At 74.2% G+C, this 25,312-nt stretch carries 19 protein-coding genes and 1 pseudogene; 9 read left to right on the top strand and 11 right to left on the bottom strand.

Going from position 1 to position 25,312, the window contains the following annotated elements; all coding sequences use genetic code 11:
* Nucleotides 1–6 precede the first annotated feature (6 nt).
* Nucleotides 7–126 (top strand): annotated as a pseudogene (locus HCN08_RS36125) (AlkA N-terminal domain-containing protein); the annotation flags it as partial.
* Nucleotides 127–220: 94 nt separating this feature from the next.
* Here the strand turns inward: HCN08_RS36125 and HCN08_RS12465 are convergent.
* Nucleotides 221–1,342, bottom strand: a complete 1,122-nt coding sequence (locus HCN08_RS12465) for a DUF5954 family protein (RefSeq protein ID WP_206318677.1) — start codon at nt 1,340–1,342, stop codon at nt 221–223.
* Between the two features lie 112 nt (nt 1,343–1,454).
* Complete coding sequence (locus tag HCN08_RS12460) at nt 1,455–2,636, bottom strand: ROK family transcriptional regulator (RefSeq protein ID WP_167983058.1); 1,182 nt, start codon at nt 2,634–2,636, stop codon at nt 1,455–1,457.
* A gap of 168 nt (nt 2,637–2,804) precedes the next feature.
* Between HCN08_RS12460 and HCN08_RS12455 the strand changes: the two genes are divergently transcribed.
* The 4 genes from HCN08_RS12455 to HCN08_RS12440 all read left to right on the top strand — a co-directional run bounded on the left by HCN08_RS12455 (nt 2,805) and on the right by HCN08_RS12440 (nt 6,744).
* A complete protein-coding gene (locus HCN08_RS12455) occupies nt 2,805–3,911 on the top strand; it encodes a Gfo/Idh/MocA family protein (RefSeq protein WP_322974402.1) in 1,107 nt (368 codons plus the stop codon).
* A 1-nt stretch (nt 3,912) separates the two neighbouring features.
* The gene (locus HCN08_RS12450) at nt 3,913–4,833 is read left to right on the top strand and encodes a sugar phosphate isomerase/epimerase family protein (RefSeq protein WP_167983056.1); all 921 of its coding nucleotides are present in this window, start codon (nt 3,913–3,915) and stop codon (nt 4,831–4,833) included.
* Nucleotides 4,834–4,897: 64 nt separating this feature from the next.
* Complete coding sequence (locus HCN08_RS12445; protein WP_167983055.1) at nt 4,898–5,644, top strand: sugar phosphate isomerase/epimerase family protein; 747 nt, start codon at nt 4,898–4,900, stop codon at nt 5,642–5,644.
* Complete coding sequence (locus HCN08_RS12440; RefSeq protein ID WP_167983054.1) at nt 5,641–6,744, top strand: Gfo/Idh/MocA family protein; 1,104 nt, start codon at nt 5,641–5,643, stop codon at nt 6,742–6,744. The genes HCN08_RS12445 and HCN08_RS12440 overlap by 4 nt, the downstream gene beginning before the upstream one ends.
* Before the next feature lie 255 nt (nt 6,745–6,999).
* Here HCN08_RS12440 and HCN08_RS12435 read toward each other — a convergent pair whose 3' ends face one another.
* The 7 genes from HCN08_RS12435 to HCN08_RS12405 all read right to left on the bottom strand — a co-directional run bounded on the left by HCN08_RS12435 (nt 7,000) and on the right by HCN08_RS12405 (nt 18,276).
* Nucleotides 7,000–9,168 (bottom strand): RICIN domain-containing protein, encoded by a 2,169-nt coding sequence (locus HCN08_RS12435; RefSeq protein WP_322974408.1) that lies wholly within the window; start codon nt 9,166–9,168, stop codon nt 7,000–7,002.
* Nucleotides 9,169–9,401: 233 nt separating this feature from the next.
* Nucleotides 9,402–10,238: an undecaprenyl-diphosphate phosphatase gene (locus HCN08_RS12430; protein ID WP_167983053.1), complete on the bottom strand. Its 837-nt coding sequence runs from the start codon at nt 10,236–10,238 to the stop codon at nt 9,402–9,404.
* A gap of 160 nt (nt 10,239–10,398) precedes the next feature.
* Nucleotides 10,399–11,955 carry a glycosyl hydrolase family 18 protein gene (locus HCN08_RS12425; protein ID WP_167983052.1) on the bottom strand — a complete coding sequence of 519 codons (1,557 nt, stop codon included), beginning with the start codon at nt 11,953–11,955 and terminating at the stop codon, nt 10,399–10,401.
* Nucleotides 11,956–12,185: 230 nt separating this feature from the next.
* Nucleotides 12,186–13,565 carry a S53 family peptidase gene (locus HCN08_RS12420; protein WP_167983051.1) on the bottom strand — a complete coding sequence of 460 codons (1,380 nt, stop codon included), beginning with the start codon at nt 13,563–13,565 and terminating at the stop codon, nt 12,186–12,188.
* A 209-nt stretch (nt 13,566–13,774) separates the two neighbouring features.
* The gene (locus HCN08_RS12415; protein WP_167983050.1) at nt 13,775–14,680 is read right to left on the bottom strand and encodes an ABC transporter permease; all 906 of its coding nucleotides are present in this window, start codon (nt 14,678–14,680) and stop codon (nt 13,775–13,777) included.
* Nucleotides 14,677–17,442 (bottom strand): alpha/beta fold hydrolase, encoded by a 2,766-nt coding sequence (locus HCN08_RS12410; RefSeq protein WP_167983049.1) that lies wholly within the window; start codon nt 17,440–17,442, stop codon nt 14,677–14,679. Before HCN08_RS12410 ends, HCN08_RS12415 begins: the two co-directional genes overlap by 4 nt.
* Nucleotides 17,443–17,610: 168 nt before the next feature.
* The gene (locus tag HCN08_RS12405) at nt 17,611–18,276 is read right to left on the bottom strand and encodes an LAETG motif-containing sortase-dependent surface protein (RefSeq protein ID WP_167983048.1); all 666 of its coding nucleotides are present in this window, start codon (nt 18,274–18,276) and stop codon (nt 17,611–17,613) included.
* 232 nt (nt 18,277–18,508) lie between these two features.
* Here HCN08_RS12405 and HCN08_RS12400 point away from each other — a divergent pair, with 232 nt between their 5' ends.
* The 3 genes from HCN08_RS12400 (at nt 18,509) to HCN08_RS36545 (ending at nt 21,118) form a co-directional block, all read left to right on the top strand.
* Nucleotides 18,509–19,189 (top strand): hypothetical protein, encoded by a 681-nt coding sequence (locus HCN08_RS12400; protein WP_167983047.1) that lies wholly within the window; start codon nt 18,509–18,511, stop codon nt 19,187–19,189.
* A gap of 79 nt (nt 19,190–19,268) precedes the next feature.
* A complete protein-coding gene (locus HCN08_RS12395) occupies nt 19,269–20,273 on the top strand; it encodes an aldo/keto reductase family protein (protein WP_167983046.1) in 1,005 nt (334 codons plus the stop codon).
* A gap of 101 nt (nt 20,274–20,374) precedes the next feature.
* A complete protein-coding gene (locus tag HCN08_RS36545; RefSeq protein WP_167983045.1) occupies nt 20,375–21,118 on the top strand; it encodes a phosphatase PAP2 family protein in 744 nt (247 codons plus the stop codon).
* On the opposite strand, the gene HCN08_RS12385 is transcribed toward HCN08_RS36545, so the two are convergent.
* Entirely contained in the window at nt 21,100–22,365 is a 1,266-nt protein-coding gene (locus HCN08_RS12385) for a transglycosylase family protein (RefSeq protein ID WP_167983044.1), read from the bottom strand. The genes HCN08_RS36545 and HCN08_RS12385 overlap by 19 nt on opposite strands.
* A 170-nt stretch (nt 22,366–22,535) precedes the next feature.
* Here HCN08_RS12385 and HCN08_RS12380 point away from each other — a divergent pair, with 170 nt between their 5' ends.
* On the top strand, nt 22,536–23,549 hold the full coding sequence (locus HCN08_RS12380; protein WP_167983043.1) for an LLM class flavin-dependent oxidoreductase: 1,014 nt from the start codon (nt 22,536–22,538) through the stop codon (nt 23,547–23,549).
* Nucleotides 23,550–23,630: 81 nt separating this feature from the next.
* Here the strand turns inward: HCN08_RS12380 and HCN08_RS12375 are convergent, their stop codons facing one another.
* On the bottom strand, nt 23,631–25,229 hold the full coding sequence (locus HCN08_RS12375; protein WP_167983042.1) for a hypothetical protein: 1,599 nt from the start codon (nt 25,227–25,229) through the stop codon (nt 23,631–23,633).
* Nucleotides 25,230–25,312: the final 83 nt, after the last annotated feature.

Genomic DNA, 25,312 nt, shown 5'->3' with positions numbered 1-25,312 from the left:
CACGTCGTCGGCTTCCTCGCCGCCCGGGCGGTCGCCGGCGTGGAGGAGGTGACGGGGGCGCCGGGCCGGCGGACATACCGCCGCACGCTGCGGCTGCCGCACGGCTCCGGCGCGGCGGAGGTCGCCGAACGCCCGGGGCACGGCTCGGCACGCCCACCCGGGGCGCAGCCCCCGAAGCCCCCCGCAGGGGAAGCTCAGGCGCAGGCCGCTGCCCCGGCCCTCAGGAGCCCCGCAGGGCTTGGCGGCGGCGTCTTTCCTCGTCGAAGAGGCGGAGGAAGCGCAGGGTGCGTTCGTCGGGCTCGTCGGCGGGGTCGTCGTCCTCCGGGCAGTGGTCCTGGTCGCGCAGTTCGCGGTCCTGGACCATCAGGGGCGGGACCGGGTCGGGGTCGGAGGGGCGCGGGCCTTCGGGGCCCTCGGGGCCGACGCGGAGCAGGCGTTCGACCCGGACGATACGGAAGTGGCGCCCGGCGACGGCGAGTTCGTCGCAGCGGTCGGCGTCGAGGCGGTCGGCGGCGCGGTTGTAGACGGCGCGCTGCTCGTCGGTGAGGTCGCGCTGCCAGGGGAGCATGACGCGCAGCTGCATCGCCAGCGCGTCCCGCGCGGACTGCGGGGTGGGCGCGGTGCCGGTGGAGCCGGGGCGCCAGCGGTCGCCGTCGCGCTCGGCCGTCATGAAGGTCGCGGGCAGCAGCACCCCGCCGGGGTGGCTGAGCGCGGCGGCGTGCGAGTCGGCGCGCACCTCGCCGGGCACGGTGCCGTGCTTGCGCAGCGCCGCGAGCAGTTCGGCCTTGAGCAGCCCGTCGGGCACGCCGGTGGGGTCGTAGGGGTCGACGACGAGCCCGGCGGCCGGGTCGATGCCCTCGCACTCGCCGGGGTCGCCGGGGTCCGGGTCGGTGACCCGGGGCGGCTCGGGCCCGTCCGGGCCCATCCTGATGAAGCGTTCGGCGCGCACCACCCGGTAGCGCCGCCCCGCGACCGTGAGGTCGTCGCGCGCCTCCCAGTCCAGCAGCTCCCCCGCGGCGGCGTATTCGTCGGCGCTACGCGCGTCACCCCGGGCCCGGCACTCCTCGGCGCCGCGGCGGAAGTACGCGCCGAGCCCGTCCCTGGCGTCCTGCGGGGCGAGCCCGCTGAAGTGCGGCAGGAGCTCCCACCGGCCGGCCTCGCACGCGCGGGCGGCACCGAAGACCGGCCCGCCGGCGAAGAGCATCGACGGGTAGGTCTTGCGCGCCTTCCACGCCTCGATGTCGGCGAGCGCGGCGACCGGCGACTCCGGGGCGCTGACCGGGATCGTCCGGTGGACGGTGGCAGGGCCGCCGGGGGTGGCGGAATCGGCACGATGCTCCATGGCACCAGGATGCCCACCCGCCGCGCCCTCGCGCGGTTGTTCGGTGAAACGCCCGCCGATTTCTGGGGTCGTGGCGTATGCTCGCGCGCCACCGGTAGGGGTGGCGCTGGGGTCAGCCGGGCGCGCCGGCGAGCATATGGGCGATGCCCTCGGGCGAGAGCAGGTGCTGGACGGCGCGGCGCCGGGCGCCCTCGATACCGGCCCGCCGGCCCAGCAGCGTGGTCTCGATCGCGACGGTACGGGTCGCCAGCGGCAGCGCGCGCCGGTAGACGGCGGCGCGGATGTCGGCGAGCAGGTCGTCGTGCAGGCTGGCGATGCTGCCGCCGAGCACGATCGTGTCCGGGTTGTAGAAGCTGACCAGCGAGGCCAGTACGTCCCCGAGCCGCTGCGCGGCCAGCCGCACCTGGCGGCGGGCGACCGGGTCGCCGGCGGCGACCAGCTTGACGACGTCGGAGGCCCGCTCGGCCGGCAGCCCCGCCTCGCGCAGCGTCGCGGCGATCGCGGCGCCGGAGGCGACGGCCTCGACGCAGCCGGTGTTGCCGCAGTGGCACAGCACCTCGTCGTGGCCCGGCACCCGGATGTGCCCGATGTCGCCGGCCGCGCCGGTCGCACCGCGGTGGACGACGCCGCCGGAGACGATGCCGCAGCCGATGCCGGTGCCGACCTTGACGTACAGCAGGTGCGCGGTCGCGGGCCGGTGGGCGTACTCGCCGAGCGCCATCATGTTGACGTCGTTGTCGACGAGGACGGGCGCGTCGTAGCGGCCGGCGAAGAACCCGGGCACCCGGTAGCCGTCCCAGCCGCGCATGATCGGCGGCCGGATGACGGTGCCGGAGGCGGCCTCGACCGGTCCGGGCACGCCGATGCTGATCGCCCGTACGTGCGTGTCGGGGTGGCCGGCCTCGGCGACGAGCCGGCCGAGCTGCCGGTGCACACCGGTCAGTACCGCTTCGGGCCCGTCGTTGATGTCCAGGTCCTCGGTGGCCTCGACGAGGACCCGGCCGCCGAGTTCGGCGACGGCGACGTTGCTGTGGGTCGCGCCGAGGTCGACCGCGCACACCACGGCGCCGGCCGACGCCAGTTGCAAGGTGAGCGGCGGGCGCCCGCGCTCGGTGGCGACGGTGCCGGTCTCGACCAGTACGCCCTTGTCGATCAGCAGGTCGACCCGCTGGGCGACGGCGGCGCGGGACAGGCCCGTGGCGGTCGCGAGCTGGCTGCGCCGGGTGGCGCCGCCGGCGACCAGGCCGGCGAGTTCGCTGAGCGCCGCCAACTGCCGGTCTGCTGCTGCCGCCACCGGGCGCCGCCTTTCGTCAGGTTTTCCCCCGGCTTACCCCGCGGTTTCACCAAGGCGGTCACCGGGCCCGCCCCCCGCTATTTATGACAGAAGTTAGCGGAATTCTTGCCATTGTCAACCGAAACCCGGATGGCTAGCGTTTTCAGCAAGCGGAATGGGAGGGCATTTGTGGGCGGTATCGCAACGTCCGTGCCCGGTTCGTCGCTGCGTACGGCGATCGCCGGCGTGGGGATGATCGGGCGCGTACACATGGACGCCGTACGCCGTACGGGAGCGCAGGTGGTCGGGGTCAGCGCCTCCAGCCCGGCGCGGGCCAAGGAGGCCGCCGCCGCGCTCGGCGTGGAGCGGGCCTTCGACAGCTCGCAGGAGCTGGTCACCAGCGACGACGTGGACGTGGTGCACATCTGCACGCCCAACGACGCGCATGCCGCACTCGCCGCGCTCGCGCTGCGCGCCGGCAAGCACGTGGTGTGCGAGAAGCCGCTCACCACGGACGCCGCCACCGCAGGTGAACTGGCCGCGCTCGCCGCGGAGTCGGGCCGGGTCGCGGCGGTGCCGTTCGTCTACCGCTACCACCCGATGGCCGCCGAGGCCCGGGAGCGGGTGCGCGACGGCCGGACCGGCGACGTACGGCTGCTGCACGGCCACTACCTCCAGGACTGGCTCTCGCAGCCGGCCGACACCAACTGGCGGGTGGATGCGATCGCCGGCGGCCCGTCGCGGGCGTTCGCCGACATCGGCTCGCACTGGTGCGACCTGGTCGAGTGGGTCACCGGGCACCGCATCGCCGAGCTGACCGCCACCAGCCGGACGCTGCCCAGGGCCGGCGGCACACCGCGCACCGAGGACGCGGTGCAGATGCTCTTCCGCACCGACCGCGGCGCGACCGGCGCGCTGACCGTCTCGCAGATCTCGCCGGGCCGGAAGAACCGGCTGTGGTTCGAGATCGACGGCGCCACCACGTCGCTGGCCTTCGACCAGGAGAACCCCGAGACGCTGTTCGTCGGCAGCCGCGGCGAGAACGCCGCCGTGCAGCGCGACCCCGCGGTGCTCTCGCCGGCCGCGGCGCGGCTGTCGGTGGTGCCCGGCGGCCATCCGATGGGCTATCTCGACTGCTTCGCCGCGTTCGTCCGCGATGTGCACGCCGCCGTCCGGGGCGAGGCACCCGCGGGCCCGCCCGCCTTCCCCACGTTCGACGACGCCGCCCGCATGGTGCGCGTCACCGAGGCCGTCCTCGCGTCGGCGGCCGACCGGTCCTGGAAAGAGGTCTCCTGAGATGAAGCTGGGCTTCCTGACCGCCTGCCTTCCGCAGCTGCCGCTGGACGAGATCGCCGCATGGGCGGCGGCGCACGACTACCAGGCGCTGGAGGTGGCCACCTGGCCGTCCACCGGGTCGCGGGACTTCGAGGCGAGCCATATCGACGTCACCGCCCTCGGCAAGCGCGAGGCCGACGAGGTCCGCGCGCTGTTCGACCGGCACGGCCTGACGCTGTCGGCGCTGGCGTACTACGAGAACAACCTGCACCCCGACCGGGCCCGCAGGTCCGAGATCGCCGCCCACGTACGGGCCAACGTCGACGCGGCGGCGCTGCTCGGCGTGCGTCATGTCGGCACGTTCGTCGGCCGCCACCCGGGGCTGACGGTCAAGGAGAACATCGCGCTGGCCGAGCGCGAGCTGCCGCCGCTGGTGGAGTACGCGGGCGAGCGCGGGGTGCGGATCATCATCGAGAACTGCGTCATGGAGGGCTGGCACCCCGACGGCTACCCGGGCAACCTCGCCTACTCCCCGGAGCTGTGGGAGTGGATGTTCGGCCTCGGCCTCTACCTCAACTACGACCCCTCGCACCTGATGTGGCTGGGCATCGACCCGGTCGCGGCGCTCAAGCCGTACGTCGACCGCATCCCGCACGCCCAGGCCAAGGACGCCCAGCTCGACCCGCGCGCCCGGGACCGGCACGGCTTCTTCGGCCGCACGGTGGAGCGCGCCGACGGCTGGGACAGCGGCTGGTGGCGCTACCGGGTGCCGGGGCTGGGGGACGTGGACTGGCGGCGGATCGTGGACACCCTCTACGAGGGCGGCTTCACCGGTGTGCTGTCCGTCGAGCACGAGGACCCGGTGTGGAGCGGGGACACCGCCCGCGTCACGCAGGGCCTGGAGATCGCCCACCGCACGCTGAGCCCGCTGATCCTGCGCTGAAGCGCCACCGCACGACCGCAAGAGCCGCACCGCACCTGCCGTATTTCCAGGAGGCTTCGTTTCCATGGCATCGCCGCTGAGCATCCAGCTCTACACCCTCCGGGACCGGATCGCCGCCGACCGCGACGGCACCCTGGCCCGGCTCGCCGAGATCGGCTACCGCTCGGTGGAGCCCTACGACCCGACCGCCGATCCGGCCGGCTTCCGCAAGACCGCCGACGAGCTGGGCCTGGTCGTGCCGAGCACCCACGCCTACGCGCTGTTCAGCAAGGACGCCGGGGAGGTCTTCGAGGCGGTCCGCACCACCGGCACCGACCGGGCGATCATCCCCGGCGGCATCGACCACGACGAGTTCACCACCCTCGACGGCCTCCAGCGGGTCGCCGACACCCTCAACGGCTTCGCCGCCAAGGCCGCCGAGCACGACGCGCTCATCGGCTACCACAACCACTGGTGGGAGATCGAGCCGCGTTTCGAGGGCCGTACCGCCCTGGAGGTGCTGGCCGGGCTCCTGGCGCCCGAGGTGTTCCTCGAAGTGGACACCTACTGGGCGGCGGTGGGCGGCGCGGACGTGCCCGCGCTGCTGCGCACCCTCGGCGACCGGGTCTACGCGCTGCACGTCAAGGACGGCCCGGGCGTCAAGGACGAGCCGCACACCGCAGTCGGCAAGGGCACCATCGACGTGCCGCCGATCCTGGCCGCCGCGCCCGGCGCGGTGCGGATCGTGGAGCTGGACTCCTGCGCCGGCGACGTGTTCGAGGCCGTCGCCGAGAGCCACGCCTACCTGACGGAGCTGGAGGGCCGGGCATGAGCGGCGGACCGGTCGGCGTCGCGCTGATCGGCGCCGGCGTCATCAGCACGCAGTATCTGACGGCGCTGTCCACCTTCCCCGACATACGGGTGCTGGGCGTGGCCGACCTGGACGTGGCGCGGGCCCGGGCGGCGGCGCAGACGTACGGGGTGCCGGTCGCCGGCGACGTCGCCACCGTGCTGGCGGTGCCCGAGGTCGAGATCGTCGTCAACCTCACGATCCCGGCCGCGCACGCCGAGGTCGCGAGCGCCGCGCTGCTGGCGGGCAAGCACGTCTACGGCGAGAAGCCGCTCGCGCTGACCCCCGCCGACGGGGCGAAGATCCTCGCCGAGGCGCAGGCCGCCGGCCTGCGGGTGGGCAGCGCGCCGGACACCTTCCTCGGCGCGGGCCTGCAGTCGGCGGCGCGGGCGGTGGCCGCGGGCGTCATCGGCGAGCCGGTGAGCGTCACCGCGGTGACCCAGGGGCCGGGACCGGAGAGCTGGCACCCGAGCCCGGAGTTCCTGTTCCAGTACGGGGCGGGTCCGCTGTTCGACATCGGCCCGTACTACCTGACCGCGCTGGTGGCGCTGCTCGGCCCGGTGAGCCGGGTGTCGGCGACGGCACGGCAGGCGCGGGCCGAGCGGGTCATCGGGTCGGGGCCGAAGGCCGGCACCCGGTTCGCCGTGGAGGTGCCGACGCATGTGCACGCGCTGCTGGACTTCACCGGCGGCCCGAGCGCGGCGGCGACCTTCAGCTTCGACTCCTCGGTGCCGCGCCGGATGATCGAGATCACCGGCACCGAGGGCACGCTGTCGCTGCCCGACCCGAACACCTTCGACGGGCCGTTGCGCTTCCAGGCGTTCGGCGAGCAGGAGTGGCGCGAGCTGCCGGTGGCCGGCTCGACGGCCGGGCGCGGCATGGGCGTGCTCGACATGGCCCGGGCGATCCGCTCGGGCACGCGGCACCGCGCCTCCGGCGAGCTGGCCCAGCACGTCCTGGACCTGATGGCCACGATCACCGCGTCCGCGGACCAGCACCTGGTGCTCGCACTCGACTCGGGCGCGCCCGATGTGCCGGTCCTGCCGGACGACTGGGACCCGGTGGCGTCCACGCTGACCTGACCCGGCGTGGCGGCCACCGAACCGCCCGGCCGGCCCTTCCGTGGGGGGAGGGGTCGGCCGGGCATCTTCCTGCCCGGCGCTGTCCCGCCGGGCCGCGCTTTCCCTCCCGGACAAAGCCGCGCTTGACGTTCTGACATTCCGACCGCGCGCCGGCCGCCCCGTACCGCCCGCCGTACCGCCTCGTACCGCGCACGGGCCGGCCGCCCCGGGAAGCTCTCCCGGGGCGGCCGGCCTTCTGGCGCTGCGTTCGCGTGCTTACGGGTAGCTGGTCAGGTCCGTCACCTGGTGGCCGCTGTTGACGGCGGCGCCCGTGGTGTTGATGACGTGGCTGATCGTGCCGGTGCCGCCGAGCGAGACGGTCACCATGTCGTGGAAGCGCACGCCGGAGGTGTTGGGCACCTGGAAGGCGTTGGCGGAGACCACGGACGGGTTGCTGCTGAAGTAGCAGTAGCTGCCCAGGCCCCACGCCTCATGGCCGGTGACCGAGTCGGCGACCTTGTAGGCCGGGTAGCCCTGCGAGGAACCGTTCATCCAGGCGGCCTGGTTGGGCGGGTCGTAGGGCATCTCGTTCTGGAAGAAGTACGTCCGCCCGCCGTTGCCGTTCCACAGGACTTGCGTCTTCTGGAAGTGCTCGACGAACAGGCCGTACGCCGTGACGTTGCTGCCGTTGACGATCAGGCCGGTGTCGGCGGTGTTGGTGCCCCAGCCGACCGTGCCGCCGTTGCCGTGGTCGGCGCGCCAGATCCATGTGTGGTCGATGATCGTGTTGCTGCTGTTGACCACCAGGGAGTTGACGGCCTTGCCGACCGTCGCGCCGCCGATGCGGAAGAAGACGTCCGACAGGCTCGTCGGGTCGGCCGCGTGCGTCGCCGAGGAGCCGGCCGGGCCGACCGTCATCAGCTGCTGGGAGCTGGTGGTGCCGGCGTCGATGAGCAGCCCGGCGAGCTTGATGCCGTCGACGTCCGCGGTGCTGACCGCGGTGATGCCGTTGTCGGGCACCAGTGTCGCCAGCCCCAGGCCCAGCACGACGGTGTCGGGCCGGGTCACGTTCAGCGTCTGGTTGAGGTGGTAGACGCCGGGCGTGACGAGCAGGTTCTTGCCGGCGGCGAGCGCGGCGTTCATGTCGGCCGCGGTCGCGCCGGGCTTGGCGACGTAGAACTGGTCCAGCGGGAGCGACTGGCCCTGCGGGGTCTTTCCGCTCCAGGTGGTGCCGGAGGCGTTGGTCTGCAGCGCCGGCACGAAGACCTGGTACTTGCCGGAGCCGTCGACGTACAGGAACGGCTTCTCGCGGATGGTGGGCGAGGAGGCGACGTTCGTGTAGGTCGGGAAGGACTGCGCGGGGGCGCCCTGGTCGCCGACGAAGACCATGTTCCAGTTGGAGCCGGACCAGCTGCCCATGGTCGAGTCGCGGGTCAGGAACTGCTGCTGGGAGCCGGAGCGGATCTGGCCGTCGACCTTGGTGTCGGAGATGAAGCCGCCGCTGGACCAGCCGCCGTCGTCCAGCGCCAGGTTGCCGCGTACGTGCATCCGGCGGTACGGGGCGGCCTGCGAGACCGCCCAGCGGTCGCTGCCGCCGGTGGGGTTGACGGACATGTTCTCGGCGTCGCGCCAGAAGTTCTGCGTGGCGTTGCCGCCGAACCAGTCGGCCTCGGCGTGCACGGCGCCGTTGATCGTGACGTCGTCCGGGCTGAGTCCGAGACCGGCGACCTGGGTGTAGAAGCCGACGTTGACGTCGGCGCTGTAGGTGCCGGGCTTGAACAGCACCGCGTAGCGCTGGCTGCCGAACTGGTTGCTCTGCTGCTGGTTGAAGATGGTGTTGAGCCGGGACTGGATCGACGAGGCGGACATCGACGGGTCGAAGACCACGACGTTCGGCCCGAGGTCCGGGTCGCCGCCGGTGGGCGGGGTGGTGGTGCCGCCCCCGGAGCCGCTGACGGTGAAGGACTGCGCGGCGGTGCCGTTGCAGGTGTACTGCTGGAGCTGGACGCTGTCGGCGGTGGACGCGCCGGCCACGTCCAGGCACTTGCCGCTGTTGCGGTTGACGAAGTGGAAGGCGCCGGAGGACTCGGCGACCGGCAGCCACTGCTGGTTGGCGCCGCCGCCGTAGAGCCACAGCTGCGTCTTGGCGCTGTCGGCGGTGGACACGTCGGTGACGTCCCACACCTGGTTGGGTGCCGGGGAGACGCCGACGCGGTAGTAGCCGGAGTCGGTGGCGGTGAACTGCCACTGCTGGGCGCCCGAGCCGTTGCAGGTGTACTGCTGGACGGCGGTGCCGTTGGCGGTGGCGGCGGCGCGGGCGTCCACGCACTTGCCGCTGCCGACGTTGGTCACGGTGGCCGGGGCCGTCGGGAGGGTGGCGGCTCCGGCGCTGGGGGCGGAGACCAGGGCGAGGCCGGCGCCCGCCGGAACGAGGAGCGCCGCCACGAGGGCGGCCGTTCGTCTGCGGTGGGAGCGGGGGCGGATGGGCGTGCCGGGCCCGGTGGATACCTGGGTCACACGTGTCTCCTCGGTCGCGTTGTGGGGTCGCGATGCGCGAAGGACGCTAGGGGCCGCCTCACGGGGAGTCAATACACATCAAAAAATAAGTCGTGAATTATGCGAACGCAGCAGCGGGCCGGACCTGGTGGCCCGGCCCGCCGCAGGCGCGTGATCGCAGGTCAGTTGTCGAGCGCTCCGGACACCAGCAGGCCGATCAGCACGAAGCCGATCACGATGCGGTAGATCACGAAGGAGTTGAACGAGTGCCGGGCGACGAAGCGCAGCAGCCAGGCGATGGACGCGTAGGCCACGACGAAGGACACCAGCGTGCCGACCGCGAGCGCGCTGGTGCTGACGCCGCCGCCGGTGGCGTCCTTGAGCTCGTACAGCCCCGCGCCGGTGAGCGCGGGCAGGCCGAGGAAGAACGACAGCCGGGTGGCCGCCATCCGGTCCAGGTCGCGGATCAGGCCGGCCGACATGGTCGCGCCGGAGCGGGAGAAGCCCGGGAAGAGCAGCGCGAGGATCTGCGAGGTGCCGACGATCAGCGCGTCCTTGATCGTCACATCCTCCTCGCCGCGCTTGAAGCGGGCCATCTGCTCGGCGGCCCACATCACTATGCTGCCGACGATCAGTGATCCGGCGACCACCCACAGGCCCCCGAGCGGCCCGTCGATCAGCGGCTTGGCCGCGAGGCCGACGATCACGATCGGGATCGTGGAGTAGATCACCCACCAGGTGAACTTGTAGTCGTGGTTGTCGCGCTCCCTCCTGTTCGCCAGCCCGCGCAGCCACGCCGAGACGAAGCGCACGATGTCCTTGTAGAAGTAGACGAACACCGCGGCGATGGCGCCGACCTGGATCACCGCGGTGAAGGCGACGACGGAGGTGTCGTCGACCTTGATGTTCATCAGGCCCTCGGCCATCTTCAGGTGGCCGGTGGAGGAGACCGGGAGGAACTCGGTCACTCCTTCCACGACTCCGAGAATGACGGCCTGGCCGACGCCGATGGCACTCATGTGGGTGGTTGGTCCTGTCCCGTGGTCCGCCGGTGGTCAGCCGGCCCGCTCCCGACGACTACACAGCCGTAGACGTCGGTTGCGACTCTAGAGGATCAGCGGCCGGACCCCGAATCCGGGGAGGTCCGGCCGCCGCCTCGGGACAGGTCCCGGGGTGCTGCTAGCAGGGACCGAGGTCCTGCCACACCCCCCACTCACCGGTGGTGCCGGGCACCTCGCCGGTCGTCCACCACTTGGCCTTCCAGGTGTGGCCGCCGTACGAGACGGTGTTGCCGCCGACGTAGATCGCCGAGCTGCTCCACGGGGCCGCGGTGCAGGCGCTGGCGCCGCCGGTGACGGTCAGGGTGTACGTGGCCTGGTGGCTGACGCCGGCCGCGGTGCCGGTGACGGTCAGGGCGTACGTCCCGGAGACCGCGGAGGCGCTGGTGGAGACGTTCAGCGTGGCGTTGCCGCCCGCGGTGACCGAGCCGGGGCTGACGCTGGCGGTGACGCCCGCCGGGGCGCCGCTGACGGCGAGGCTCACGGACTGGGCCGAGCCGGTGGTGACGGCGGTGTGCACGCTGGAGGTCGCCGAGCCGCCCGCGGTGACGGTGGCCGACGCCGGGGACAGCGACACCGAGAAGTCGTTGGCGGGCGGCGGGGTGGTGGTGCCGCCGCTGGTGAACGGCTCGAAGGTGTGGCTGAACTGCCAGGTGCTCTGCGTGGTGCCCGAGCAGGTGTCGGAGCCGCCCTGGCCGGGGCAGTTGCCGTTGTCGCGCTGGAGCGCCCAGAAGGACAGGGTGTTGATGCCCTTGCTGACGGCCCAGTTGTAGACGGTGGTGGCGTTGGCGGTGGTGAACGTCTCGGCGGCGCCGAAGTCGTCGATGCCCGGCATCTCGGTGACGCCGATCATGCCCCACAGCTGCGCGTCGGACTTCGAGGGATAGAGTCCGGCGAGCTGGTCGTGCAGGCCCTGCGCGGCGGTCTGGGTGTCGGTCGCCATGTTGTGGGTGGCGTTGTCGTAGTAGTCGAACGTCATGAGGTTCACGACGTCGACGTTCACGCCGTTGGAGAGGGCGTTCTGGATCACCGACAGGCCCGAGCCGTCGCCGGCGGTGCCGGTGGTCAGGCCGCGGGTGGTGGTGGGCAGGGTGTAGGAGAACTGCAGCGGGCGGCCGTTGGCCTTGGCCCAGTCCTGGACCTGCTTGACGGCCTTGTTGCGGCGGTCGATGCCGGCGGCGTTGGTCAGCGAGTTGTCCTCGATGTCCAGGTCGATCCGGCTGATGTCGTAGGTCGTGACGACCTTCTCGTAGGCCGCGGCGATCGAGGCGACGTTGGTGCAGCTGTCGGCGATCTCGGTGCCGGAGTCGTCGGCCGCGTAGCCGCCGAAGGACGGGATGACGTCGCCGCCGCCGGCCTGGATGGTGTCGATGTCGGCGCCGAAGTTCGCCTGGGCGATCGGCATCGAGCTGTCGCCGTTCCAGTACGGGGTGCACGAGCCGACCGACGCGGTCTGGATGAAGGCCATCGTCAGGTACTTGTTGCCGGAGGCGGCGGCGAGCCCGGAGAGGCTGTCGCCGTTGTACGCCTCGAAGTACGGGGCCGCGACATGGGCCGGCAGCGCGGTGGCCGCGTGGGCGGTGCCGCTGCCGGTCAGGGCGAGCCCCGCGGTGGCGGCGGCGGTGACGAGTCCGGTGAGCAGGGCGCGCACGCGCGTTTTTCGAACGGGTCCGGTCATGGACCGCGCTCCTTCCAGGTGGGGGGATCAGCAGACGGCGGTCTGCTGGTCTGGACCAATACTGATGGTCTGGACCACCCGACTGTCAAGAGTCCTAACAGATACTGGAGTTGGACCACTTCCGGCCCGCCGGAGGGCGGAAAACCGGCCTTTCCGGCACTGCGGACGACGCAGGTCACCGCCGCGCCCGGCCGGCGCGGCGGTGACCTGTCGTAACACCGGCGCCGCGGTCAGCGGCCCCAGCTGGTGAGCGCGAGCGCGGGGACAAACCGCGCGGCGTCCAGCGAGCCGACGCCGGTCGCCATGTCGTAGCCCTTCACCGAGGTGTAGCCGGTGACGCCGTCGTAGCTGTTGTCCGTGCCGTCCGCGACGTCCACGATCCCGCCGAGCTTGGGCGCGCCCTTGGCGAGCGCGTACAGCGCCTGGTGGATGTCGCCCACCCGGTGCCCGCCGGCCTGGTCGGCCAGCGCGACGATGCCGGAGAACAGCGGGCTGGCCTCGCTGGTGCCGCCGTAGACGTCCCAGCCGGTGGCCGTCGGGTCGTAGCTGGAGTACACCCACGCGCCGCCGTCGACGGACGCGGCCATCGAGATGTCCGGGGTGCCGCGCCGGGCGCCGACCACGTTCTTGACGCCGTTCTGGTACGAGGGCCGGGCGAAGACGTGCGACTGGCCGCCGCCGCCTGCTCCGTAGTCGTTGTACACGCTGTCCGGCGCGGTCCGGTCGCCCTTCTCGTCCAGGTGCAGCTGGGTGCCGCCGACAGAGGTGACCAGCGGGTCCGCGGACGGCCAGGAGTTGACCGGGTACGGGTAGTCGGTCTCGCCGTCGGCCTGGGCGTCGGTGGGGCCGGCGTCACCGGAGGAGGCCAGCACCGTCACCCCGTGCTCGGCGGCGTCCCGGAAGGCGTAGCGCAGCTTCTGGATGCTGGAGAAGTCGCCCTTGTCGAAGCCGGGGAAGGTGTTCTCGGTCGCCCCGAAACTCTGGGTGATGACGTCGCCGACGTTGTGGTCGATCAGGTACTTCTCGGCGTCCATCATCTCCGGCAGGCCCGTGACGCCCTCGGTCTCGGCGACGCCGGTCTCCACCAGCACGATGTGCGCGTCCGGCGCGACCGCGTGCGCCATCTCCACGTCCAGGGTGCTCTCGCCCGCCCAGCCGGTGTGGTCGGGGTTCGCCGGGTCGAACGGCGGCACGTCGCCCCACCTGACGACCTGCACCGTGGTGCTCTTCAGGCCGAACTGGGCGCTGTAGACGTCCAGGTCGTGCTGGATCGTCGGGGAGCCGAAGGAGTCGACGATCACGATCGTGCGGCCCTTGCCCGTGACGCCGGCGCGGTAGAGCGGGTTCAGGTCGTACGCCTGCCGGTACTGCAGCGGGGTGTAGCAGTTGATACCCCATGTCGCCTGGCACTGGGCGATGCTCAGCGGGCTGCTCACCCCGTGGATCAGCCGGTGGCCGGCGACCGCGGGCACGGCCGTGACGGCGGGTGCGTGGGCGGCGGGCGCGGCGGCGGAGGCGCCGCCGGCCGGAGCGGCTATCAGGGCGGCGGCAGTGAGGGCGGTGGCCCCGGCCGCGGCGACCACGGCGGACCGCGGACGAACTGTGCGCATGGACTCTCCCTGTGTGGAGGACGACCGCACGAGACGGATGACTGATCACACCGAACAGATCATGCCCAGGACAAGAGCCACTCCGGATTTCCGGCATCGCGTTTTACCCGGATGGCCCTCTCTTTGCCTGCGCATGACCTGCCGATGACGACCGGTCAGGAGAGCCCGCATCAGGCCGGTCCGTTCCCGGCCCGAGGAAGGGGGCCGGGTCAGGAGACGATGTCCTTGGTGCGGAAGCCGCGGAAGGCGAGCGCGGTCAGCACGACGGCGTACGACACCGACACCGACGTGCCCTGGAGCATGCTCGACCACTCCATGTCCGGCTGGAGCGCGTCGGCCCAGGAGAACTGCCAGTGCGCGGGCAGCACGTCCCGCCACGAGCCGAGCGCGGTCACCGCGTCCAGCACGTTGCCGACGATGGTCAGGCCCACCGCGCCGCCGACCGCGCCCAGCGGCGCGTCGGTCTTCGTCGACAGCCAGAACGCCAGCGCGCCGGTGACCAGTTGGCTCACGAAGATGTAGGCCACCGCGACCACGACCCGCGGCAGCGCGTCCCCCGCCGCGAGCGTACCGCCGGTGGGCAGCTCCACGTCGCCCCAGCCGTACGCGACCGTCCCCGCCACCAGCGCGACCGCGGGCAGCAGCACCAGCGCCGCCGCGCTGAAGGCCAGCGCCACGGTGAGCTTCACGCCCAGCAGCCGGGCCCGCGGAACCGGGGCCGCCAGCAGGTAGCGCAGGCTCGACCAGCCCGCCTCGGAGGCGACGGTGTCGCCGCAGAAGAGCGCGACCGGCACGACGAGCACGAAGCCCGCCGACACGAACAGGCAGGTCGCGGCGAAGTTGCCGCCCGACGCGGTCGCGGTGTCGATCAGGGTGGGGCCGCCCCGGCCCTCCTTGGGGGTGCCGCCGATCGCGAACGCGGCGATCAGGATGAACGGCAGCGCCGCCAGCAGCCCGAACACGATCATCGTGCGCCGCCGGCGCAGCTGCCGGCGCGCCTCCACCCGCAGCCGCAGGGTGCGGCCGGGCCGGTAGCCGTCGGCGGTGGCGCGGGTGCGCTCGGCGGCGGGCGGCGGCGCGGGGGCGGGGACGGGTGCGGGCGGGGCGGCGCTCATGCCGAGCCTCCGATCAGGGTCAGGAAGGCGTCCTCCAGGCGGCGGTGCGGCCCGACCCGGGCCACCGGCACGCCCAGCCGGACGAGCTCGGCGACGAACTGCGCCGGCGTCATCCCGTCCAGCACCGCGAGCAGGCCGTCCTCCTCGCGGACGGCGGTCGCGACGCCGGGCAGGCCGGCGACCTTGTCGACAAGCTGCTGCTCCAGCTCCCCGGCCACGCCGACCAGCACGGTGTCGGCCGAGCCGACGATGTCCGCGACGGGCCCCGCGGTCACCAGCCGGCCGCGGTCCATCACCACCAGGTGCGTACAGCTCTGCTCGACCTCGGCCAGCAGGTGGCTGGAGACGATGACGGTACGGCCGCCGGCGGCGTAACGGATCATCACCTCGCGCATCTCGCGGATCTGCGGCGGGTCCAGCCCGTTGGTCGGCTCGTCCAGGATCAGCAGGTCCGGCAGGCCCAGCATGGCCTGCGCGATGGCCAGCCGCTGCCGCATGCCCTGCGAGTACGTGCGCACGGCGCGCTCCAGCGCGTCGCCGAGGCCGGCGATCTCCAGCGCCTCGGCCATCCGGGCGTCGGCGGCGGGGCGGCCGGTGGCCTGCCAGTACAGCTCCAGGTTGGCCCGGCCGGTCAGGTGCGGCAGGAAGCCGGCGCCCTCGACGAACGCGCCGAGCCGGGAGAGCACCGGGGCGCCGGGCCGCACCGCCTCGCCGAAGACCCGGATCTCGCCCTCGTCGGGGCGGATGAGGCCCATCAGCATCCGCAGCGTCGTCGTCTTGCCCGCGCCGTTGGGGCCGAGCAGCCCCAGCACCTGGCCGGGCTCGACCCGGAAGGACAGGTCGCGCACCGCGTACCGGTCGGCGGACTTGGCGTACCGCTTGCTCAGCCCGGTGATCTGCAGCGGCACCGCCGCGAGCGCCGGGTCGGCCGGGCGCGGGCGGACCCGGCGGCGGCCGGTGACCAGCAGCGCGGCGGCGACCAGCAGCGCGAACGGCGGCAGCGCCCACACCCACCACGGCAGCGGCCCGGCGTCGTCGGACAGCGCGGTGTCGACCGGCACGGTCAGCTGCGGCTGCTCCAGCGACACGGTCAGCGACGCGGGCGCCGCCGGCGAGGCGTAGCCGAGGTCGGTGGTGGCCAGCACCAGCCGCATACGGTGGCCCGCGGCGAAGTCGTGGTCCACGGCGGGCAGCCGCAGCGTCACGACGGTGCCGTCCGTGGAGCCCGCGATCCGCACCGGCGCGGCGAGCCCGGCCGGCAGCGTGGCCTTGCCGCCGGGCGTGACGTCGTAGAGCTTGCCGAAGAGCACGGCGTCGTGGGCGCTGGTGCGGACCCGTACGGTCACGGTGGGCGAGCCGGTCAGGTGGGTGCCGGCCGGCAGCGGGGCGGACTCGAAGCCGGCGAACTGGCCCGGCACGTCCAGCGACAGGCTCGCGCCGAGCGAGGCCAGCGCGCCCAGCGAGCCGGCGCCGGGGACGGCGGAGATCGCCGGCGGGCTGCCGCCCGCGGGGTTGGTGATGCGCTGCGGCCCGCCGCCGAGGGTGATCCGGCGGGCGGATCCGCCGTCCAGGCCCGGGTACGCGCGGGCGTCGGCGCCGCGCAGGACGACGCTGCCGTCGGTGGAGTTCAGCCCGCCGGTCCGGGTGACCCGGAAGACGGGTCCGGTGCTTACGCCCTTGTCGCCCTTGAGGTAGCGGTCGAACCAGGAGGTGACCCGGCGGTCGATCCTGGCGTCCTCGGTGTCGCCGCCGTCGTGCCCGCCGGCGATCCAGTCGACGGCGACGGGCGCGCCGTTGCCGCGGATCGCCGTGGCCATGGCGTCGGACTGCGCGAGCGTGAAGAGCGAGTCCGTCTGCCCCTGCACGATCAGCGCGGGCACCTTGATCTTCGACGCGACGGCGGACGGGCTGAGCGCTTCGAGCTGCGCCCGCGCGGCGGCGTCGGGCCGCCCGGCCTGCGCGACCCGCTGGTAGAGCGCGCAGATGCCGGCGGTGAACCGCCCGCACAGCGGATCGGTCATCCCCGCGGCGGCAGCGGCGGCCCGCGGATCGGTGCCGGTCGGGGCCCCGCCGGCGCCGGGGGCCGGGGGCGTGGCGCCGGTCGTACCCGTGCCGCCCGTGAGGGCCGCCGCGCCCGGGAGGGCCGTGGAGCCGCTGGAGAAGAAGATGCCGGACCAGAGCTTCTTGTAGACGTCGGCCGGGAAGAGCGCGTCCGCGAGGTTCCAGTACGTCTCGCGGGGGGCGATCGCGTCGACGCGGTGGTCGTAGCCCGCGGCCAGCAGCGAGATCGCGCCGCCATACGAGACGCCCGTGACGCCGACCCGGGGGTCGCCGGGGCCGTCGAGGCGGACGTCGGGGCGGGCGGCGAGCCAGTCGATCAGCCGGCTCACGTCGGCGACCTCGCCGCCGGGCGCGTTGAGGCCGATCTGGCCGGTGGAGGCGCCGAAGCCGCGCGCGGACCAGGTCAGGACGGCGTAGCCGTGCCGGGCCAGCGCCTCGGCCTGGCCGCGCACCTCCGCCTTGCTGCCGCCGAAGCCGTGGCCGAGCAGCACCGCGGGTCTGCGGGCGCTGCCGCCGGTGGTGAAGTACGAGGTGTCCAGGTGTACGCCGCCGGCCCCGGGGAGCATCGCGTCGGTGCGGTGCACCGGCCCTCCCCCGCCGGCCGCCGCCGCGGTGCCGACCGCCGCGCCGCCCGCCACGAGCACCGCAAGCGCGCCCGCCCCGGCCAACCACCGCCTGCGCCGCGGCCATCGTAGATCCATCCCCCGATCCTATTTCGCGGGCGCCGGCGGACCGGGAACGGGGCGCGCATTCCCCGGCGTTTCACATGCCGGCGGCCCGGCGGGACGGCCGGGTGGGCCGGCCCGCCGGGCCGTTGCCGGGGCGCCGGGCCGCGGATGCGGCGGCGGCGCGGCGCCCCGGAGGGAGCGTCAGCGGTGCGAGGAGCCGCTGCGCCTGCGGGTCCAGAAGACCAGTCCGCCGCCGACCACGACGACGACCGCGGCGATGCCCGCGATCATCGGGGTGGCGTTGGAGCTACCGGTCTCGGCGAGGTCACCGCTGCCGGACGCCGGGCTGGTCGAGGCCGCCGCGACCGGCGCGGTGGTGGTGTCGCTCGGCGCGGGCGTGGTGGGCGCGGTCGTCTCCGGCGTCGTCGGCGCCGTGGTGGGCGGCGTCGTGGTGGGCGCGGTCGTCGGCGGCGTCGTCGTGGTCGGCGGGGTCGTGTGGCCCTCGCACACCGGCGCGGTCTTCTTCTCGTTGACCTGCCCCGAGTGGTCCCACGACGTGACGACCAGGTTGAGCGTCAGCGGCTGGTCGTGCGACGGCAGCGCGTTCTGGTAGTGGAAGCTCGTCGCGAAGTCCTGGTCGACGAGGGCGCCCTCGCCGGACACGATCTTCAGCGTCACGTGATTGGTCTTGCCCTGCCTGCCCTTGACGTAGTTCGTCAGGTCGACGCTCACCTTGTCGCACCCGACGGACCACCTGGGGGTGTGCGCGGAGGCGGGCGCCGCCATCACCAGAGCGCCGGCGACGGCCGCCGCGCTCACCAGACCTATGGCCGCGGATCTTCTACGGCCCTGAACGGACATCTTCATGAACCCTCCCTGGGCGGAACCGGATCTTGGCCCCCTGCTGTGACTCGCCACATGTTTCCGGTGGGACCGGGACGCTACACCCTGCGCCGCGGGCGCCACGCACCGGGCGGCGCTTGTACGGGCGCCGTAGCGACGTGCCGGCCCGCCCGCGCCGCCGGGCGGTGTCGGCGCGGCGCGATACCGTGCGCGAACGTGGCGGACGGGGCCCGAACGGGCGGAAGGGACGGCGCAGATGAGCACCGCGCTGACCGCGGCGCAGCGGCGGGCCGTGACCGGGTCCGACCCGGCGACGGGCCGGCTGGCGGCGCGGGCCGACGTGTGCGCGGCGCTGGCGGCCCGCGGCCTGGCGGTCCGGCACGGCCGCGCCGGGCACCACGGCTACTACCTGACGCCCGAAGGGCTGCGGCTGCGCGCCGACCTGACGGCGGCTCGGCCGGACGTGCCCCCGCCGGGGCGCCCGGCGCCGGCCGCCGACGCCTTCGCCGCGGACGACGGCACGGGCGAGGGTACGGGTGGCGGCACAGGTGGCGCCGCGCTCTGGGGGCCGCGCCGGGCGGCGGAGGTGGCGACCGCGTGGGAGGGCCTGCTGCGCATCCGGGCGCTGCTCCAGGACGGCGTGACGGACGTGCCCGCGCCCTGGGAGCGGGACCGCCCGGTGCACGCGGTGGCGCTGGCCCTGGAGGCGGCCGGCTGCCCGCCCGGGCGGCCGGACACGCCGGGCTACGCGGTCACGGCCGCCGGCCCCGGGGGCGAGCCGCGGGTCGACTGGCGCGGCCCGGCCGACCGTACGGCGGCGTCCGCGGCGCTCGCCCGGTGCGCGCGGTGGCTCGGCCGGCACGGCTGGCAGTGCACCGAGCACCGCGACCGCGCCGGCGCGCCCTTCCTGCTGGTCTCGCCGCGCCGGACGCGCTGAGCTGCCCCGCGACCAGCGCCGCCGGGCCGCGCGAGGCCGTCTTCACCAGGCGCGGGAGGGCGGATTAAGGTCCATGACCATGGAATACCGTCACCTCGGCCGCAGCGGCCTGATCATCAGCGAGATCGCTTACGGCAACTGGCTCACCCACGGCTCCCAGGTGGAGGAGGACGCGGCGACCGCGTGCGTGCGCGCGGCGCTCGACGTCGGCATCACCACCTTCGACACCGCGGACGTCTACGCCGGCACCCGCGCCGAGTCCGTCCTGGGCCGGGCGCTGAAGGGCGAGCGCCGCGAGGGCCTGGAGATCTTCACCAAGGTCTTCTGGCCGACCGGCCCGGGCCGCAACGACCGCGGCCTGTCCCGCAAGCACATCATGGAGTCCATCGACAACTCCCTGACCCGGCTGCAGACCGACTACGTCGACCTCTACCAGGCCCACCGCTACGACCGCTTCACGCCGCTCGAGGAGACGATGGAGGCGTTCGCCGACGTCGTGCACTCCGGCAAGGCGCACTACATCGGCGTGTCCGAGTGGACCGCGGACCAGATCCGCCGCGCCCACGCGCTCGCGCGCGAGCTGCGCATCCCGCTGGTGTCCAACCAGCCGCAGTATTCGGCGCTGTGGCGGGTCATCGAGGGCGAGGTCGTCCCGGCCTCGCGCGAACTGGGCCTCGGCCAGGTCGTGTTCTCCCCCATCGCGCAGGGCGTGCTGACCGGCAAGTACCTGCCGGGGCAGCAGCCGCCGGCGGGCTCGCGCGCCACCGACGAGAAGGGCGGCGCCAACATGATCAGCCGCTGGATGCGCGACGACGTGCTGTCGCGGGTCCAGGAGCTCAAGCCGCTCGCGGCCGAGACCGGCCTGAGCCTCGCGCAGCTCGCGGTGGCCTGGGTGCTGCAGAACGACAACGTTTCCGCGGCGATCGTGGGCGCCTCGCGTCCCGAGCAGGTCGCGGAGAACGCGAAGGCGGCGGGCGTGCGGCTGGACGCCGAGGTGCTGGCGCGGATCGAGGAGATCCTGGCGCCGGTCGCCGTCACCGACCCGCTGAAGGTGTACGAGAACGTGCCGGTCAAGCGTCCGTGAGGTCCGGCTTCCCGCGCGGGGCGGCCGGCTCCGCCCTGCGCGGGACCGGCCGCGGCGTAAAGTGACTACACAGTTGTAGTCATCCGGAAGGGGACGCGCCGGTGGACGGCGGACGGACGCGGCGGCGCCGGGTGCTCGTGCCCACCGTCCTCGCCGCCGCCTTCGCGCTCGCCTTCGGCGTGCTGGCGTGGGTCGTGGCCGGCCGCGCCGGGCCGGACGGCCTCGACTCGGGGCTGCACCGGTGGGCGGTGGAGCACCGCCCGGGCGCCTCGGTGGACGCCGCGCGCGCCGTCACCGCGGTGGGGACGGGACCGTATCCGTATCTGGCCGCCGTGCTCGGCGGGTGGCTGGCGGGCGGTCGCACCGTGCGGGGCGGGCTGCGGGTCGCGGTGGTCGCCGGGGTCGCACTGCTGGGCGGGCAGTCGCTGCGGACTTTGCTGGTGGTCTCGCTGCACCGCGCCCGGCCGCCCGCCGCGGACTTCGCGGCGCACGCGACGAGCTATTCCTTCCCCTCCGGGCACACCGCCTCCAGCGCCATGGCCGCCGGGCTGCTCGGCTGGGGCCTGCTGCGCGCGTGGCCCGGGGCCCGCGGGCGGCTGCTCGCGGCGCTGTGCGCGGCGGTCGCGCTCGCGGTGGGCGGCTCGCGCGTCTGGCTGGGCGTGCACTGGCCGACCGACGTGCTGGGCGGCTGGCTCTTCGCCGGCTTCTGGCTGAGCGCGGTGCTGCCGGTGCTGGGCCGGTACGCCGACCGGGTCACCGCCGGGCCGCGCGGGGGCGGCGACGGCGGCGACCGCGGCGATGGCGGCGATGGCGGCGATGGCGAAGGTCAGATCTTCACACCGTGAGCGCGCAGGTAGTTCAGCGGGTCGATGTCGTCGCCGTAGACCGGGCCGGTCCTGATCTCGAAGTGCAGATGCGGCCCGGTGGCGTTGCCGGTCGAGCCGGAGCGGGCGATCCGCTGGCCCTCGTTGACCTGCTGCCCCACCTTGACGGAGATCTGCGAGAGGTGGCCGTACTGGCTGTAGTGGCCGTCCGGGTGGCGGATCACCACCTGGTAGCCGTAGGAGCCGCCCCAGCCGGCCGTGACGACCTTGCCCGCGGCGACCGCGTGCACGGCGGTGCCGGTGGGCACCAGGAAGTCCTGCCCGGTGTGGTGGCCGCTGGCCCAGTGGCTGCCCGACGCCTGGTAGCCGGTGCCGAGCGGGGCGTGCACCGGCAGGGTGTAGCCGCCGGTGTGCGGCGCGGCGGCGGGCTTGGTGTGCACGGTGTGCGCCGCGGGCGTCGCGGTCTTCTTCGGCGCGGGCTTGGCGGCGGGCTTGGCCGCGGGCTTGGGCTGCGCCTTCGGTACGGCCTCGGTCTCCGGCTCGGCCGCGGGCTTCGCGGGCGGGGCGCCCAGGGCGAGCCGCTGGCCGGGGAAGATCAGGTCGGGGTCGGAGCCGACGACCGCGCGGTTGTCGGCGTAGAGCTGCGGCCAGCCGCCGCTGACGTGCCGGTCGGCCGCGATGCCGGACAGGGTGTCGCCGGAGGCCACGGTGTAGTGGTCCTGGGCGGCGGGCTTCTTGGCCGCGGCCGGCTTCTGGGCGGGCTTGCCGGCCGGGGCCTTGGGGTGCTGCGGCTTGGGCTGCTGGGCCTTGGCGGGCGCCTTCGCCGGGTGCGCGGTCACCTGGCGGATCTTGGCCGCCGGTACGCGTACGGTGTGCGACGCGGTGGCCGCCTCGCGGGTGAGCCCGGCGCGCTTGGAGCACACCGGCCAGGCGCCGGGGCCCTGGCTGCGCAGCACCCGCTCGGCGACCGCTATCTGCTCGTTCCTGGTGGCGAGGTCCGCGCGCGGGGCGTAGCCGGCGCCGCCGAAGGACTTCCAGGTGGAGGAGGTGAACTGCAGACCGCCGTAGTAGCCGTTGCCGGTGTTGATGTGCCAGTTGCCGGACGACTCGCAGTTGGCGACCTTGTCCCACACCCCGGCGCTCTCGGCGTGCGCGCTGCTCAGGCCGATGAGCGGCAGCGCGAGTCCGGCGCCGCCCGCGGTGACGGTCAGCGAGGCCTGCGAGACCCTGCTCGGTCGGTAACGGCGGTGGCGCCCGCGTAAGGCCATGGCACGCGTCCTCTCCGGACCGGCCCGGCGCCGCGCGGCCCGGGCTGTGGTGCGCCCGTGATGCGCGGGCGGGCACAGAGTAGAACCGCCCCGGGCGCGCCACAAGGGCGCACGGACGCCGGGGGCGCGTGCGCCCCCACCGGGAATCACCGGCGGGCGGGGGCGTTGCAATGAGGGTGAGTTCCGTACTGCGCGACACGCCGCTGTCGATCCTGGACCGCTCCCGGGTGCGGGAGGGCGAGGACGCCCCGCGGGCGCTGCGGGACACGGTGGCGCTGGCGCGGGAGGCCGAGGCGCTGGGCTACCACCGCTTCTGGGTCTCCGAGCACCACTCCGTGCCCGGCGTCGCGGGCTCGGCGCCCACCGTGCTGGCCGCGGCGGTCGCGGCGGCGACCAGCCGGATCCGGGTCGGGACCGGCGGGGTGATGCTGCCCAACCACCAGCCGCTGGTCGTCGCCGAGCAGTTCGGGGTGCTCGAAGCGCTCTTCCCCGGCCGGATCGACATGGGCCTGGGCCGCTCGGTCGGCTTCACCGACGGCGTGCGCAAGGCGCTGGGCCGCGGCAAGGACGCGGCGGACGGCTTCGAGGAGCAGATCGCCGAGCTGCTCGGCTGGTTCACCGGCGGCTCCCCCGCGCACCCCGGCGTGCACGCCTGGCCGGCGGAGGGCCTGCGGCCGGCGCCCTTCGTGCTGGCGACCGGCAGCGGGGCACAGATCGCCGCGCGGCTCGGGCTGCCGCTGGTGGTCGCCGCGGTGCGGGGCGAGGAGGCGATGCTCAAGGCCGTCGCCGGCTACCGGGCCGCCTTCCGCCCCTCCCCGTGGGCCGCGGCCCCGCATGTCACCCTGTCCGGCACGGTCGCCCTCGCCCCCACCGCGGCCGAGGCCCACCGGCTGCTCCTGTCCGAGGCGTGGTCCACCGCGTACTCCCGTACGCACGGCGTCTTCCCCCCGCTCCTGCCGCCGGAGGCGATCGAGGCCCGCCCGATGGCCCCGGCGGAGCGCGACCGCTTCACCGCCGCCCTGGCCGGCCATCTCGCCGGCACCCCCGAGCAGGTCGCCCCCGCCCTGACGTCCCTGCTCGAACGCTCGCGGGCCGACGAATTCCTGGTGACGACCAGCACCTACGACCGCCGCCGGCTGCTGGACTCCCACCGCCTGCTGGCGTCCCTGCGCTCGGCGGCGTAGGGCAGCGGGCCTCCCCCGGCAGGGCTGCGGGGACTCCGGGGAGTCCGGGGACTCGTCTCGGGCTGTCGAAGCAACCCGGCGCTAGGTCAGGTCGGCCACCGTGCGGATGACGTCCTTGCGCAGGGACGCGGGCTCCGGGGCCGCGGGCGCCGGGACCTCCTCGGCCGGGGGCGGGGGCGTGCCCGGGAGGAGGGCGAGGACGGCCGCGCGGTGGGCCGGGGAGGTCTCCTCGTCGTACGGGTCGGGCGTCGCCGGGACCTGGAGGCGCAGGACGGGCCCGGTGCCGAGGCGGGCGTAGCCGCGGCCCGGGGGGACCTCCGCGGCGGGCGTGGTGCGCTGCGCGGCGCCCAGCACGGCCTCGACGTGCTCCGGGGCGAGCCGGCCGAGGACGACCCGGGCCCGGGTGTGGGCCACCACGCACGGCGCCAGCGACTCCGTCGCGTCGAGCTGGTCGGCCACCGCGACCGCGACGTTCACCGCCCGCCCGTGCCGCAGCGGCACGTCCAGCAGCAGCTGCGGATCGGGACGGCCCTCGGCGAGCGCGAGCTGGCTCAGCGAGGTCGGCCGGTCGACCAGGATCCACAGCGGGCGCCGCGCGTCCTCTTCCACCGGCCGGCCCTCCTGCCGCGCGCGGTTGACCGCGACGAGCCGCCGCTCGGTCTCGTGCGCCGCCCACTCCAGCGTCGCGGCGGCGCCGAGCACCGAATCCTCGACGGCGAGCACGCCGGGCCGGCCGGCCAGGCACGCGTACTCGCCCGTGCCGCTGCCGTCGACGATCACCACGTCGCCGTGCACCAGCGACTGGAGCGCCACGCAGCGCAGCAGGCTGGTCGTGCCGGTGCCGGGCTGGCCGAGCGCCAGCAGGTGCGGCTCGGTGGAGCGGGCGCCGGTGCGCCACACCACCGGCGGCGCGTCCCGGCCCTCGCCGCACTCGCCGGCGGCGACCGGCACCGTACGGGCCACCGCGTCGGCGTCGGTGAAGCCGAGCACCGTCTCTCCCGGGGCGGTGACGAAGCGCTGCGCGACGATGTCGGTGGCCAGCGGCGGCAGCGCGGTCAGGGTGAGGTGGTTCTCCTCCTCGTTCCAGTCGAAGCGGTATTCGCGCCCGCGGCCGGCCTTGGCGTGCAGCAGCTGCTCCACCCGGGCGCGCGCGTCGGCCTCGCCGTCGGTGAAATACGCCGGGTAGCGCAGGTGCAGCCGCGCCAGCCGCCCGCCCTCGAAGTCGTACGCGGTGAACGCCTTGTCCCAGCTGCCGTCGTACGCGTACAGCGGCGCGGGGTCCGCCGGGTCGGACAGATACGGCACCAGCGCCTCGTACAGCGCCTGCAGGCGCGCCGTCTCGGCCTGCCCCGGGCCGGCCGGCGCGGAGGCCGTGCGGTCGCGGCCCATCCACGCCGCCGAGGCCAGCACCGCCGCGACGGCCAGCAGCGGCCCGTACGGCATCATCACCAGCACCACGACACCGGCGGCGGCCAGCAGCAGCGCCGGCCCGCGGCGGTCCTTGGGGGTGCGGCCCCACCAGCTGCCGGCCCAGGCCACCTGGCGGCGCATGCCGCGGGCGATGGTCAGCACCGGGTGCAGCACGTCCGTGGCCCCGTCGGCGGCGCTGCGCGCCAGGTCGCGACCGCGGACGAGCGCGGGACGGCTGCTGAGGATGCTGGGAAGGGGACGCCTGGCCACGACTGCTCCATGGAGGTGAAAGCGACCCGGGAGCGGGTGACCGCTCCCGGGCCAGGGGGGTGAAGGTCCCAGGTGTGACCCTG

The sequence above is a fragment of the Actinacidiphila epipremni genome (genome assembly GCF_012034175.1).
In the GTDB taxonomy this organism is placed as follows: domain Bacteria; phylum Actinomycetota; class Actinomycetes; order Streptomycetales; family Streptomycetaceae; genus Actinacidiphila; species Actinacidiphila epipremni.
This window is presented reverse-complemented; position numbering and strand designations above follow the sequence as displayed.